This window comes from Mycobacterium sp. NPDC003323 (genome assembly GCF_053589535.1).
Genome location: NZ_JBSFSB010000003.1, coordinates 219,608 through 233,001 on the forward strand (window position 1 = coordinate 219,608; position 13,394 = coordinate 233,001).

The following is a 13,394-nucleotide window of genomic DNA, read 5'->3' on the forward strand; positions in this document are numbered from 1 at the left end:
ATCTCTCTGTTTCACAACGATTCGGCGGCCTGAGCCGGTGCCAGTCCGAGGGTGCCGGAGCGCCCCGCGGTGATCAGTTCCACCACCTGACCGTGGGTGACATCGGCTGCCCGCACGTCTGCGGCCACCCGACCGAGGTAGAGCGCACAGATCCGATCGGCCACCTCGAAGACGTCGTTCATGTTGTGCGAGATCAGCACCACACCGAGTCCCTGATCGGCCAGCCGTCGGACTAGTTCGATCACCTGCTGGGTTTGCGCGACGCCGAGTGCGGCGGTGGGTTCGTCGAGCAGGACGACCTTCGAATTCCACAGCACCGATTTCGCGATGGCGACCGTCTGGCGCTGGCCGCCGGACAGGCTCGACACGGGCTGGCGCACCGATTTCACGGTGCGCACCGACAGCGATGTCAACGCCTGACGGGCCATCGTCTCCATCCGGGCCTCGTCCAGTAGTCCGCGACTCTTCAATTCCCTTCCCAGGAACATGTTCTCGACGATGTCGAGGTTGTCGCACAACGCCAGGTCCTGGTAGACGACCTCGACGCCGAGCGCCGAGACGTCATTCGGGTTGCGAACCGCGACCGGGCGTCCCTCGAACAGATAGGTGCCGGTATCGATGGGGTGGATCCCGGCGATCGCCTTGACCAGTGTCGACTTACCCGCGCCGTTGTCTCCCACCAGCGCGGTCACCTGGCCGGGATAGACCCGGAAGTCGACATCGTGCAGGACGTGGACAACACCGAAACTCTTGTTGACGCCCTTCAATTCGAGGATCGGCTCGACCGCGGTGCTCACCGGGCTCAGATCCCCGCTGCGGTGCACATGGACGCGAACTGTCCCGCGCAGACCTCGTCCCGGGACTGTCCTCCGTCATCGAGGACGACGTTGACGTTGTCCTTGGTGATCGACTTGGGGGTCAGCAGGACCGAGGGAACATCACGGTTGCCGGTGTCATCACGTGAGGTGGCGGTTGTCTCCGGTGTCTCGCCGTTGGCCAGCGAGATGGCCACCTTGGCCAGCGCGTCGGCCTCCTCGGTCGCCGACTTGTACACCGACATGCACTGGTTGCCCGCCAGGATGTTCTGCAACCCTTCGACGGTGGCGTCCTGACCGGTGACCGGCACCTGACCGGCGCGACGGTTCTTCTCCAGGATCGAGACGACCGAGCCGGCCAACCCGTCGTTGGCCGCGTAGACGCCGTCGACGCGACCGTCGGCGGCGGTGTAGAGCTGCTCGAAGATCGTCACGGCCTTGTCGTTGTCCCAGTCCGGGACGGCCTGCTCACCGACATTGGTGACCGTCGGCGTGGCATCGAGCACCGAATGGGCGCCGCTGCTGAACAGCGTGGCGTTGTTGTCGGTCGGAGAACCGTTGAGGAACACCACGTTCGCCGGTTTCCCGCCGAGGCAGTCGACCAGCCCCTGCCCCTGCAGTTCGCCGACCTTGGTGTTGTCGAAGGAGACGTAGACGTCGGCCGAGCCGCCGAGGGTCAGCCGGTCGTAGTCGATGGTCTTGACGCCCTGTGCGGCCGCCTTCTGCTGGATCGAGGCGCCGCTGTCGGAGTCGAGGTTGACGATCGCCAGCACGGTGACGCCGTCGGCGATCATGCCGTCGGCGATGGTGGCCATGGTGTCGGCCGATCCCTCGGCGTTCTGGATGGTGTACTCGACACCGGCAGCCTTGAAGGCCTCCTCCAGCGCGGGCCGGTCCTTGGTCTCCCACCGCACCGAGGACTTGGTGTCCGGCAGGATGACCCCGATCTTGCCGCCGCCACCGTCCGCGGAATCCGAGCTCGTCGTGTTCGAGCCGCAAGCCGAGAGCGTCAGTCCGAGACCGACGACGGCGGTGACGAGCAGGCTGCTGGTGCGTTTCATGGATCCTCCGGTGGTCTGTGGACGGATTATTTGTTTGGAAGCATCACATATCGAGTGACGCCGGTCACGGACTCAGCGGGCACCGAGCAGATGCTCGATGGCCAGTTGGTTCAGCGCCACGAAGCCGCAGCCCCGGCCGCCGAAGTAGGCGTCGGCATCGAACTGCTCGTAGGCGCTGGAATCGGCGAGCAGCTCGGTGTAGGTCTCGCCTGCGCCGAGTGTGGGTTCGCGCAGTTCGGCGACCTTGGCCGCCGCCATCGCCTCCTGCACCGCCGGGTCGGCGCGGAACGCGGCGGCCCGCTGCCGCAGCAACAGATACATCCGCATGTTGGCCGCGGCCGAGGCCCACACCCCGTCGGCGTCCTCGGTGCGGCTGGGCTTGTAGTCGAAATGCCGTGGCCCGTCGTAGGCCCGGCCACCCCCGGGTGCGCCGTGCTCGAGCAGGTCGACGAGCGCGAACGCGTTGGCCAGATCACCGTGCCCGAACACCAGGTCCTGGTCGAACTTGATACCGCGCTGACCGTTGAGGTCGATATGGAAGAGCTTGCCGCTGTAGAGCGCCTGCGCGATCCCGTGGGTGAAGTTCAGCCCCGCCATCTGTTCGTGCCCGGTCTCGGGGTTCACCCCGACCAGCTGCGGGTGTGCGAGCGTGTCGATGAAGGCCAGCGCATGCCCGACGGTCGGCAACAGGATGTCACCGCGCGGCTCGTTCGGTTTCGGCTCGATCGCGAACCGGATCCCGATGTTCTGATCGATCACGTACTGGCACAGCAGGTCCAACGCCTCGCGGTAACGCTCCAGCGCGGCCTGGACGTCCTTGGCCGAGTCGTACTCGCTGCCCTCGCGTCCACCCCACAGCACGAAGGTCTGCGCGCCGAGCTCGGCGGCCAGGTCGAGGTTGCGCAGCACCTTGCGCAGCGCGAACCGGCGCACTGCGCGATCGTTGCTGGTGAACCCGCCGTCCTTGAAGACCGGCTGACTGAACAGGTTCGTGGTCACCATCGGCACGACCAGCCCGGTGGCACCGAGTGCGGCGGTCAACCGGTCGATGGCGCGTCGCCGGTCGGCATCGGAGCTGCCGAAGGCGAACAGGTCGTCGTCGTGGAACGTCACGCCGTAGGCACCCAATTCGGCCAATCGCTCGACGGCCTCCACCGCGTCGAGCGCGGGTCGGGTGGCGACGCCGAAGGGATCGACGCCCTGCCACCCGACCGTCCACAGGCCGAAGGAGAATTTGTCCGATGTCCGCGGGGTCAGCTCGCCGGCGATGCTGGATTCCAGGACGGTCATGGTGCTCCTCGTGTTCATGCTCTACGCTTTTGTTCTCCGAGCGAACATAAGATGTGGCGCAGGACACTGTCAAGGGCGCATGTGGAAGGGTTGTCGCGGTGAAGGAACCGGCACGGGGCACCGGCCCCCGCAGGGCCGGCACGAGCACCGACGACATCCGACGCCGCAATCTGTCCAGCGTGCTCACGCTCGTGCACCGTCACCGTTCGCTCAGCCGTGCCGAACTGACCCGGCTCACCGGGTTGTCCCGGTCCACCACCAAGGATCTGGTCGAGGAACTGGTCGACCGCGGCCTGGTCGCCGAGGCACCGGCCGAGACGGCCACCCAGGTCGGCCGGCCCAGCAATATCGTCCGACCCCATGACCGGGTGCTGGCCGTCGCGGTCACCCCGGAGGTCGATGCCGTCACCATCGGTGTCGTATCGATGGGCGGTGCGGTGCTCGACGTCGTCCGCCGCGACACCGCACAGGTGCCGACGGCGGCCGATACCGTGACCATCGCCGCCGAGGAAATCGCCCGAATTCGTAACCGGCTCAAGGAATCCGTGCTGATCACCGCCGTCGGCGTCGCAGTTCCCGGCCTGGTGCACAGCCCGGAATCCACCGTTCAGCTCGCCCCCAATCTGGACTGGCACGATGTCAAGATCGGCCAGATGCTCAGCGAGGCGACGGAACTACCGGTGTTCGCCGCCAACGATGCCAATGCCGGGGCGCTGGCCGAGCACCTGTTCGGCCGGCACCACGACCCCGATCACCTGATCTACGTCAACGGCGGCCCCAGCGGTATCGGCGCCGGATTCGTGGTCGCCGGTGACATCTTGGCCGGAGTGGCCGGTTACGCGGGCGAACTCGGGCACACCTACGTCGGCGGCGTGCAGCGATGTCACTGCGGCAGCGTCGGTTGCCTGGAGACCGAGGTCGTCCAGCCACCGCTGGCCCGGCTGCTGGCGCGGCTCGATGATGTTGCCGACGAGAGCGTTTTGCCTCCCGACCACGCCGAGAGCGATGTACTGGCACGGCAGGCACGCGCACTGGCGATCGCGCTGGGAAACGCGGTGAACATGTTGAACCCGCGCCTTATCGTCCTCGGCGGCTTCTTGCGGGTGTTCCCCGCGTTCGCGGCGGCAGCCCTGCACGACGAGCTGGCGCGGCACACCATGGGTGCGCCGCGTCACCTGGTCCGGGTGGTACCGGCCACCCTCGGCGCCGACACGCTGATCATCGGCGCCGCCGAATTGGCTTTCGCCCCACTGCTCGCCGATCCCGGGAGGTTCTGACATGGCGCTGGTCGCCGGAATCGACTCGTCCACCCAGTCGTGCAAGGTGGTGATCTGTGATGCCGCGACGGGCGAAGTGCTTCGATCGGCATCTTCGCCGCACCCACCCGGCACCGAGGTCGACCCCCAGCACTGGTGGGAGGCCCTGCAGCACACGATCGAGACCGTCGGCGGAATCGATGACGTCGCCGCTGTATCGGTCGCGGCGCAGCAGCACGGCATGGTGTGCCTGGACGACGGTGGACGGGTCGTCCGCGATGCACTGCTGTGGAACGACACTCGCTCCGCCGAGGCCGCCGGTCAGCTCGTCGAGGAGCTCGGCGGTACCCACCGCTGGGCCGAGCGGGTCGGCGTCGTGCCCGTCGCCTCGTTCACCGCGACCAAACTGCGCTGGCTGGCCGATCACGAACCGCGGCATGCCGACGCGACGGCGGCGGTATGTCTGCCGCACGACTGGCTGACCTGGCGGCTGAGCGGTTCGACCGATATCACCGACCTGCGCACCGACCGCAGCGATGCCAGCGGAACCGGCTACTTCTCGGCCGCGAGCGACACCTATGAGTTCGATCTGCTCGAGCTCGCGTTCCGCGGCCGGCGGCCCGCTGTGCCCGAACTCCTCGGACCGCGTGACAGCGCGGGCACGGCCGCCGGCGGCGCGGTGCTGGGTCCGGGTGCCGGTGACAATGCCGCAGCCGCACTGGGATTGGCGGCCACCGCGGGTGACTGCGTGGTGTCGTTGGGCACCTCCGGAGTGGTCAGTGCGGTGGGCGACACCGCACCACACGATGCGGAGGGCATCGTGGCCGGCTTCGCCGATGCGACCGGACTGCAGCTCCCGCTGGTATGCACACTCAACGGAGCGCCCGTACTGGCCGCGGTGGCGGCGATGCTGCAGGTCGACTTCGCCGAATTCGACCGGTTGGCGCTGTCGGCCCCCGCAGGCGCCGAAGGATTGGCACTGATCCCCTATTTCGAGGGTGAACGGTCCCCCAATCTGCCCCATGCCGCGGGCGCGCTGCACGGTGTGACCGCCCGAAACCTCAACCCGGCCAATATCGCCCGCGCCGCCGTCGAGGGGTTGCTCAGCTCGATGGCCTACTGCATCGGCAAGATCGGGAATCAGGGCGTCGCCGCTGACCGCATCATCCTGATCGGTGGCGGTGCCCGCTCGGAGGCCGTGCGGCGGATAGCCCCGGCGGTGTTCGCGACGACGGTCGACGTGCCCGAGGCCGGCGAGTATGTCGCGCTGGGCGCCGCCCGCCAGGCGGCGTGGGTGCTGTCCGGTGACGACGACCAGCCCCGGTGGCACACCTCGACGACCACGAGCTACCACGCCGACCCGACCCCCGACGTGCTCCAGCGGTATCTGAGCGCCCAGGAACTCACCCTGCGCTGAGCGGAAATTCAGCGACGCTGCGTGACGTACCAGTCCAGCAGGTCCGGATTGTCCACGGCGCTGCGCTCGACCACCTTTGCCGAATCCGCACCCTGGAACAGCTTCTTGATCGGGACTTCGAGCTTCTTGCCGGTGCGGGTGTGCGGGATGCCGGGAGCGACGATGACCTCGTCGGGCACATGTCGCGGTGACACCTCGGTCCGGATGGTCTGCTTGATCTTCTCGGTCAGCTCGTCGGTCAGCGAGACGCCATCGGAAAGCACCACGAACAGCGGCATCCAGTAGCCGCCGTCGGGTTGCTCGGCGCCGATCACCAGCGCCTCGGCGATCTCCGGCAACCGCTCGACGGATTGGTAGATGTCCGCGCTGCCCATCCGGATGCCGTGCCGGTTCAGCGTCGAGTCGGAACGCCCGTGCACGATGACGCTGCCGTGATCGGTGATGGTGATCCAGTCGCCGTGTCGCCACACACCGGGGAACATCTCGAAATACGCGTCGCGGTACCGCGATCCGTCCGCGTCGTTCCAGAACGCCACAGGCATCGACGGAAGCGGTTTGGTGATCACCAGTTCACCGACCTCGCCGCGCACCGGCTTGCCGGACTCATCCCAGGCGTCCACCGCGGCACCGAGGAAGGGCGCCGACAGCTCACCCGGCCACACCGGGACGGTGCGCACCCCACCGATGAACGCCGACACCACATCGGTACCACCGCTGATGGAGGCGACCTGCACGTGCGAACCGAGGTTGTCACGCATCCACAGCGAGGTCGAGGGCGGCAGTGATGATCCGGTGATGCCGACGGTCCGCAGTGCCGACAGGTCATGGTCGGTGCGCGGCACCGCACCGGCCTTCGCACAGCCCAGCACATAACCGGGGCTGGTACCCAGCACCGTGACGCCCAGACGAGCCGCCAACTCCCACAGCGTATCCGGACTCGGAGCCGATGGGCTGCCGTCGTAGCAGACGATGGTGGCGCCCACCAGCAGCCCGGCGACCTGGAAATTCCACATCATCCAGCTCGGGCTGGTGTACCAGAAGAAGGTGTCGGCGGGACCGATATCGCTCTGCAGCGCAACGGCTTTGAGATGCTCGACCAGCACACCGCCGTGGCCGTGCATGATGCCCTTGGGCAGTCCCGTGGTGCCCGAGGAGAACAGGACCCACAGCGGATGGCCGAAGTCGACCGCGACGGTGTGCAGTTCACCCCCGGCGGCGGTGAGGTCGGCGAAATCGAGATGGTCGGCCGGAGTCGGCGCGAGTCGGGACACCGAGACAGTGGCCTTCAGCGTCGGCAGCCCGGCGCGTAACTCGGCGACATCGGCACTCTTGTCGTGGGTCTTGCCGCCGAACCGATAACCGTCGGCGGTGACCAGCACCATGGGTTCGAGCTGGCCCAGCCGGTCCAGCGCGGCCTTGGCCGAGTAGTCCTGTCCGCACGCGCTCCACACCGCACCGAGGGAGGCGGTGGCCAGGAAGGCGATGACGGCCTCGGCGATATTGGGCAGGTATCCGACGACACGGTCTCCGGGCCGCACCCCGAGTTCGGTCATCTGCGCCGCCAAAGCCGCGGTCGCAGACAGCAGCTCGGACCACGACAGTTCGGCGACGTCGGCGTCCTCGCTGACGCTCAGGATGGCGGGACGGTCCGCGCGGGCCTGTCGGGCGATCTGGTCGACATAGTTCAACCGCACTCCGGGAAACCAGCCGGCACCGGGCATGGAATCGTCGGCCAGCACAGCACCGGGAATGTCCCCGAGGTCGAAATAGCGCCACAGCGCGCCCCAGAACTCCGCGGGCTCGTCGACCGACCACCGCCACAGCGCGTGATAGTCCTCTTCTCTACCGACGAACCGTGCGAACGCATTGACCTGTGCGTTCGCGATATCGTCGGCGCTCGGTTCCCACTGCGGCTCAGCACTCACCGGGCGCTCCACCCGCCATCCATGGTGTAGGAGGCTCCGGTCACCATGCCCGCCTGATCGGAGGCCAGCCACGCGACCAGTGAGGCCACCTCCTGCGGTTCCACCAGCCGTTTGATGGCGCTCTCCTTGAGCAGGATCTGCTCGACGACCTGCTGCTCGTCGATCCGGTGGGTGCGGGCCTGATCGGCAATCTGCTTGTCCACCAGCGCGGTCCGCACGTAACCGGGATTCACGCAATTGCTGGTCACACCGTGCCGACCGCCCTCCAGCGCGGTCACCTTGGACAGTCCCTCCAGTGCATGCTTGGCCGTCACATAGGCGACCTTATATTCGGAGGCCCGCAGTCCGTGAATCGATGACAGATTGACGATCCGTCCGAAACCCGCGTCGTACATGTGCGGCAACGCCGCCCGGATCAACAGGAAGGGCACCTCGGTCATCAGGGTCAACAGGGTGCGGAAGGCCTCCGGCGGAAACTCGGCGATCGGCGCGACCCGCTGCACGCCGGCATTGTTGACCAGGATGTCGACGTCGAGCCGCAGGTCCTCCAGGGCCGCCACGTCCAGCAGATCGACCGCCCATGCGGTGCCGCCGATCTCGTCGGCCAGCGCCTGCGCACCGTCGGCGTCCCGGTCGGCGACGGTGACCTTGGCGCCGCGGGCGGCCAGTTCGCGGGCGCACGCGGCACCGATACCGGCCGCCGCCCCGGTCACCAGCGCTGCCTTGCCCGCAAGCTCGCTCGCAGCCGATGATTCGCTCACAAGCTCGCTCATGCCCGCGCCCCGGCGACGTCGCGGGCATCGGCGTCGTCGAGGGTCTTCAGATCGATGCCCTTGGTCTCGCGGGTGAGCAGCGCGGCCAGCAACGACACCGCACAGGCCAGACCCAGATAGACCGCGATCGGCACCGACGAGTCGTAGATGTCCAGCAGCTTCACCGCGATGATCGGAGCCAGCGAACCGGCGACGATCGAGGTCACCTGATAGCCCAGCGAGACACCGGAATACCGCATCCGGGTCGGGAACATCTCGGACATGATGGCCGGCTGCGGGGCGTACATCAGCGCGTGGATGACCAGGCCGATGGTCACCGAGGCGGTGACGACAGCGTAGTTGCCGCTGTTCATCATCGGAAAGGCGAAGAAGCCCCACGCCGCACCCAGCACGGCGCCGACGATGTAGACCGGCCGGCGACCGAACTGGTCGGAGAGCCGGCCGACCAGCGGAATCACCGCGAAGTGCACGACGTGCGCGATCAGCAGGTACCACAGGATGGTGCTGGTGTCGGCGCCCACCTGGGTCTTGAGGTAGGTGATCGAAAAGGTGACCACCAGGTAGTACATGATGTTCTCGCCGAAGCGCAGGCCCATCGCGGTGAAAACACCACGGGGATAACGCTTGAGCACCTCGACGACCGACAACGAGCTGGCCTTGATGCGCTCGGCCTCCTGCTGGGCCTCCACGAAGATCGGGGCGTCGGTGACCTTGGTGCGGATGTAGTAGCCGACCAGCACCACAACCGCGGACAGCCAGAACGCGACACGCCATCCCCAGGACAGGAAGGCCGCATCCGACAGCGTCGTGGTCAGGACCAGCAGCACGACCGTCGCCAGCAGATTGCCCGCGGGCACACCGGCCTGCGGCCAGCTGGCCCAGAAGCCGCGCTGACGGTTCGGGCTGTGCTCGGCGACCAGCAGCACTGCTCCGCCCCATTCACCACCGACCGCGAAGCCCTGGATGAACCGCAGCAGCACCAGCAGGGCCGGCGCCCAGTAGCCGATCTGGTTGAACGTCGGCAGGCAGCCCATCGCGAAGGTGGCGACGCCCACGAGCAGCAGGCTGAACTGCAGCAGCTTCTTGCGCCCGTACTTGTCACCGAAATGACCGAACACGATGCCGCCCAACGGGCGGGCGATGAAGCCCACGGCGTAGGTGACGAACGCGGCCAGGATGGCGTCGAGTTCGCTACCGGTCTGGGCGAAGAAGACCTTGCTGAACACCAGCGTCGCCGCGGTGCCGTAGAGGAAGAACTCATACCACTCGACGACCGTGCCGGCCATCGAGGCGGTCACCACGCGTTTGAGCCCTGTGGTGTTCTGGGTGGAATTGTGATCGACAGCACACATAGGGCTGAGTATTCATGCAGGTAACACTCGACACAATGACCAGAAGTGCACCAATTGTCTGCAAAAATGCAGAAGTGGCAGTACCGAGCGCCGATGACTTGTTGATTCTGCTCGCCGTCGGGCGAACCGGCCGTTATGTGAGTGCGGCCGAGCAACTCGGGGTCAACCACACCACCATCTCGCGGCGCATCGCCGCGTTGGAACAGGCGATCGGCGCCCGGGTGCTGACCCGGGTGGGGGCGGGCTGGGAGCTGACCGACCGCGGGCGCGAGGTGCTCTCCGCCGCCGAGGCCGTCGAGGCGGCGGTGCGCTCGGTGGCCGGCACCCACGGACAACCGCGCCGACTCGAGGGCGTCGTGCGCATCTCGGCCACCGACGGATTCAGTGCCTATATCGCCGCACCGGCGGCCGCCGAAGTCCAGCGCGAGCATCCGGGGGTCGCGGTGGAGATCGTCGCGGCCACCCGGCGTGCCAGTCAGCAACGCGCCAGCGTCGATATCGAGGTCGTGGTGGGTGAGCCCACGGTGCAACGCGCCCAGGCCATCCGGCTCGGCGACTACTGCCTGGGCCTGTACGGGTCGCAGCGCTACCTGGCCGAGCACGGCACGCCGCAGCGGCTGGCAGATCTGGCCGGCCACCCGCTGGTCTACTTCATCGAGGCCATGCTGCAGGTCGACGAACTGGACCTGGCCACCAGCTTCGCCCCGACCATGCGGCAGTCGGTGTCCTCGACCAACGTCTTCGTCCACGTGGAGGCGACCCGCGCGTCCGCCGGCCTGGGCCTGCTGCCGTGCTTCATGGCCGATCGCCACCCGGACCTTGCCCGGGTGCTCTCCGAGGCGGTGTCGGTGCGGCTGGGATATTGGTTGGTGACCCGTGCCGAGACGCTGCGCCGGCCCGAGGTCGCCGCGATCGTGGACGCCATCGTGACGCGGATGCGGGATCAACACGATGTCCTGTTGGGCGCGAATTGACGCCACTGCAGTGATTGCGTTCATCACGGCCACGCCGGGATGGCATCCTTTACCGCGATGGCACTCGGGCTGAACAAAGACACCAAACGCACACTGGTCAAACTGCTTGCGGCGATCGCACTGGTCGCAGTCGTGCTCGGCGGTTTCGCGGCCTGCCTGTACACGGTCAGATCCACCGGTGACGAGCAGGAGGCCGCCAAGATCGGGCCGTCGCTGGACGGCACCTTCAAGGTCGATGTCGGTCCGACCGCCACGCCCGACGGCAAGCCGGTCGCCGGGACCGCCCGCACCGAGACCTGGGTGGCCCGTTCGGTCTGCAAGGGCACCGAATGCGTTGCGACGGTGGCGGTGGTGAACCCGCAGGACCCGGCCGGCCCGGCTCTGCAGACGATGGTGTTCGACTATCTGGCCGGCGACTGGCTGATGGTGCGTGAGGCGCCGGACAAGTGCACGGTCGGCGATGTCGAGACCGATGTCCAAGGCTGGACGGTGATTTCACTCAAGCCGCAGCTGGACGGATCGATGACCGGTGAGTACACCTGGGCGACGGCACCGGCCCTGTGCGCCAACAAGCGCGCCATCCACCTCACCCCGACGACGGGGTCCGGGGTCAGCCTCACCCCGCCCGATCCGGCGGCCGAACCGCCACTGCGCACATCGGCCGGCGCGGCGCTGCGCGGTGTCTACACCTACTCGCAGACCTACCCGGAGACGGGCCAGACCTTTCCGCCGCACGACTACAAGGCCACCACCTACTGTCTACGCACCGGCGACCGCTGCATCAGCCTGATGTCCACGATCGACACCAACAATCTGTTCGTGATGCTGTACGGCGACGGGCGTTTCACCGCCAACTTCCCCGACGGTGACGCCGAGTGCACCGACGGCATCGGAAAGGTCCGGCAGACCTCTCGCGATGAGCTGCCGCTACCGCAGGGCCCGCAGGACCCGATCGTTGCGCTGAGCGGGAAGTCGTTCCAGGAGTACACCGGCGACTGCCCGGCCAAGGTCGAACTCGACGTGAAGCTGCAGCGAGTCGGGGACTGATGGGACGAAATCAGAGCCACGTATCAGACGTGGTGGTCGTCAGGAACGCCTCCAGGTCATCGCGCCACTGCGCCGGGGTGTTCTTGTCGGGCTCGATACCGGTGTACTGCCCGCGGTAGAACAGCAGCGGCCGCGGCTTCAGTGCCGGTGGCTCCGAGAGCGAGTGCACCGCCCCGAACACCACGAAGTGGTCGCCACCATCGTGTACCGAGGCGACCGTGCAGTCGATATGGGCCAGGCTGCCGTCGATGATCGGTGATCCCAGTGGTGATGGCGTCCAGTCGATCCCGGCGAACTTGTCGGGTGCCTTCGAGCCGAATTGCGCCGAGACGTGCTGCTGGTTCTCGTGCAGCATGTTGACGCAGAATCGGCCACTGGCCTCGATGGCCTGCCAGGCCCTGGATTGTTTGGTGGGACAGAACAGTACCAGCGGCGGATCCAGCGACAGCGCCGCAAACGACTGACAGGCGAAGCCGATCGGGGTGTCCTCGTGGGTGGTGGTGATGACGGTGACACCGGTGCAGAACTGTCCCAGCACATGGCGGAATGTGCGTGGGTCGATGGGCTGCTCCGACATCTACTTGAAGCCGACGCTGAAGTCGTGTCCCCACAGGCTGACCGCGGTACTCTCCCGCGCCACCCAGTTCTGGTCCTCGACTTCCAGTCCCTCGCAACCGAACTCGATATCGAATCCGCCGGGGGTCTTCATGTAGAAGGACAACATCTTGTCGTTGGTGTGTCGACCCAATGTCGCCGACATCTTCACGTTCCGGCGCAGCGCACGGTCCAGGCACAGCCCGACATCGTCGGAGTTCTCCACCTCGACCATCAGGTGCACGATGCCCGTCGGGTTGGGCATCGGCATGAATGCCAGTGCGTGGTGGCGCGGATTGCAGCCGTAGAACCGCAGCCAGATCGGATCGCCATCGGCGGGCCGGCCGGCCAACTGCGGCGGCAGGCTCATCGAGTCGCGCAGCCGGAAGCCCAGCACGTCCTGATAGAACGCCTGCGCCGCGGCATCGTCATCACAGGTGAGCACCACATGCCCCAGCCCCTGCTGATCGGTGACGAACTTGTGGCCGTACGGGCTGACGAACCGCCGGCCCAGGTACTGGGCACCGTGAAACGCCTCCAGCACGTTCCCGGCCGGATCGGTGAATCGGATCAGGCCCTCGACGCGCCGCTCGGCCTTGTCCTCACGGGTGCCCTCGGTGAAGTCGACACCGGCCTTGGACAGCGTCTCGCGCAACGCCTGCAGCGCCGGCGCGTCGGCGACCTCCCAGCCGGAGATGAGCAGCCGATCTCGGTCACCCGGCACGATGACCAGCCGGGCGGCCATTTCGTCCATCCGCAGGTACAACGCACCCGGCGTGGCGCCATCACCCTCGGCCATGCCGAGCACCTTCAGGCCGAACTCGCGCCACGCCGCCACATCGGTGGCCTCGATGCGCATGTACCCCAGTGCCTTGATGCTCATCGGAATG

At 67.0% G+C, this 13,394-nt stretch carries 12 protein-coding genes; 4 read left to right on the forward strand and 8 right to left on the reverse strand.

Features of this window, described 5'->3' with window-relative positions:
- Positions 1–11: 11 nt before the first annotated feature.
- The 3 genes from ACWDUN_RS10640 to xylA form a co-directional block, all read right to left on the reverse strand.
- Entirely contained in the window at positions 12–797 is a 786-nt protein-coding gene (locus tag ACWDUN_RS10640) for an ATP-binding cassette domain-containing protein (RefSeq protein ID WP_449928226.1), read from the reverse strand.
- Positions 798–802: 5 nt separating this feature from the next.
- Entirely contained in the window at positions 803–1,876 is a 1,074-nt protein-coding gene (locus ACWDUN_RS10645) for a sugar ABC transporter substrate-binding protein (RefSeq protein WP_449928228.1), read from the reverse strand.
- Positions 1,877–1,948: 72 nt separating this feature from the next.
- Positions 1,949–3,166, reverse strand: coding sequence for a xylose isomerase (xylA, locus tag ACWDUN_RS10650; protein WP_449928230.1), 1,218 nt, complete (start codon positions 3,164–3,166; stop codon positions 1,949–1,951).
- Positions 3,167–3,264: 98 nt separating this feature from the next.
- Between xylA and ACWDUN_RS10655 the strand changes: the two genes are divergently transcribed.
- Positions 3,265–4,443 (forward strand): ROK family transcriptional regulator, encoded by a 1,179-nt coding sequence (locus ACWDUN_RS10655; RefSeq protein WP_449928232.1) that lies wholly within the window; start codon positions 3,265–3,267, stop codon positions 4,441–4,443.
- A 1-nt stretch (position 4,444) separates the two neighbouring features.
- Positions 4,445–5,839, forward strand: a complete 1,395-nt coding sequence (xylB, locus tag ACWDUN_RS10660; protein WP_449928234.1) for a xylulokinase — start codon at positions 4,445–4,447, stop codon at positions 5,837–5,839.
- An 8-nt stretch (positions 5,840–5,847) separates the two neighbouring features.
- On the opposite strand, the gene ACWDUN_RS10665 is transcribed toward xylB, so the two are convergent.
- Genes ACWDUN_RS10665 through ACWDUN_RS10675 form a run of 3 tightly spaced genes read right to left on the reverse strand, consistent with a single transcriptional unit; the run spans position 5,848 to position 9,889 of the window.
- Positions 5,848–7,764 (reverse strand): acetoacetate--CoA ligase, encoded by a 1,917-nt coding sequence (locus tag ACWDUN_RS10665; protein ID WP_449928236.1) that lies wholly within the window; start codon positions 7,762–7,764, stop codon positions 5,848–5,850.
- Entirely contained in the window at positions 7,761–8,537 is a 777-nt protein-coding gene (locus ACWDUN_RS10670) for a 3-hydroxybutyrate dehydrogenase (protein ID WP_449928238.1), read from the reverse strand. Before ACWDUN_RS10670 ends, ACWDUN_RS10665 begins: the two co-directional genes overlap by 4 nt.
- Entirely contained in the window at positions 8,534–9,889 is a 1,356-nt protein-coding gene (locus tag ACWDUN_RS10675; protein WP_449928240.1) for an MFS transporter, read from the reverse strand. Before ACWDUN_RS10675 ends, ACWDUN_RS10670 begins: the two co-directional genes overlap by 4 nt.
- Positions 9,890–9,924: 35 nt before the next feature.
- Between ACWDUN_RS10675 and ACWDUN_RS10680 the strand changes: the two genes are divergently transcribed.
- Both ACWDUN_RS10680 and ACWDUN_RS10685 read left to right on the forward strand, forming a co-directional pair.
- Entirely contained in the window at positions 9,925–10,863 is a 939-nt protein-coding gene (locus ACWDUN_RS10680; RefSeq protein ID WP_449928242.1) for a LysR family transcriptional regulator, read from the forward strand.
- 57 nt (positions 10,864–10,920) lie between these two features.
- Complete coding sequence (locus tag ACWDUN_RS10685) at positions 10,921–11,910, forward strand: Rv2253/PknI dimerization domain-containing protein (RefSeq protein ID WP_449928244.1); 990 nt, start codon at positions 10,921–10,923, stop codon at positions 11,908–11,910.
- A gap of 10 nt (positions 11,911–11,920) precedes the next feature.
- Here the strand turns inward: ACWDUN_RS10685 and hsaB are convergent, their stop codons facing one another.
- Positions 11,921–12,487: a 3-hydroxy-9,10-secoandrosta-1,3,5(10)-triene-9,17-dione monooxygenase reductase subunit gene (hsaB, locus tag ACWDUN_RS10690; RefSeq protein WP_449928246.1), complete on the reverse strand. Its 567-nt coding sequence runs from the start codon at positions 12,485–12,487 to the stop codon at positions 11,921–11,923.
- Positions 12,488–13,387 (reverse strand): iron-dependent extradiol dioxygenase HsaC, encoded by a 900-nt coding sequence (hsaC, locus tag ACWDUN_RS10695; protein WP_449928248.1) that lies wholly within the window; start codon positions 13,385–13,387, stop codon positions 12,488–12,490. It abuts the gene before it with no gap.
- Positions 13,388–13,394 lie beyond the last annotated feature (7 nt).

Excerpts from the sequence above, each read along its gene's own strand:
- xylB (WP_449928234.1), top strand. The coding sequence starts at position 4,445 with ATGGCGCTGGTCGCCGGAATCGACTCGTCCACCCAGTCGTGCAAGGTG.
- ACWDUN_RS10685 (WP_449928244.1), top strand. The coding sequence starts at position 10,921 with ATGGCACTCGGGCTGAACAAAGACACCAAACGCACACTGGTCAAACTG.
- ACWDUN_RS10680 (WP_449928242.1), top strand. The coding sequence starts at position 9,925 with ATGACCAGAAGTGCACCAATTGTCTGCAAAAATGCAGAAGTGGCAGTA.
- hsaB (WP_449928246.1), bottom strand. The coding sequence starts at position 12,487 with ATGTCGGAGCAGCCCATCGACCCACGCACATTCCGCCATGTGCTGGGA.
- ACWDUN_RS10645 (WP_449928228.1), bottom strand. The coding sequence starts at position 1,876 with ATGAAACGCACCAGCAGCCTGCTCGTCACCGCCGTCGTCGGTCTCGGA.
- ACWDUN_RS10675 (WP_449928240.1), bottom strand. The coding sequence starts at position 9,889 with ATGTGTGCTGTCGATCACAATTCCACCCAGAACACCACAGGGCTCAAA.
- ACWDUN_RS10670 (WP_449928238.1), bottom strand. The coding sequence starts at position 8,537 with ATGAGCGAGCTTGTGAGCGAATCATCGGCTGCGAGCGAGCTTGCGGGC.
- xylA (WP_449928230.1), bottom strand. The coding sequence starts at position 3,166 with ATGACCGTCCTGGAATCCAGCATCGCCGGCGAGCTGACCCCGCGGACA.
- hsaC (WP_449928248.1), bottom strand. The coding sequence starts at position 13,387 with ATGAGCATCAAGGCACTGGGGTACATGCGCATCGAGGCCACCGATGTG.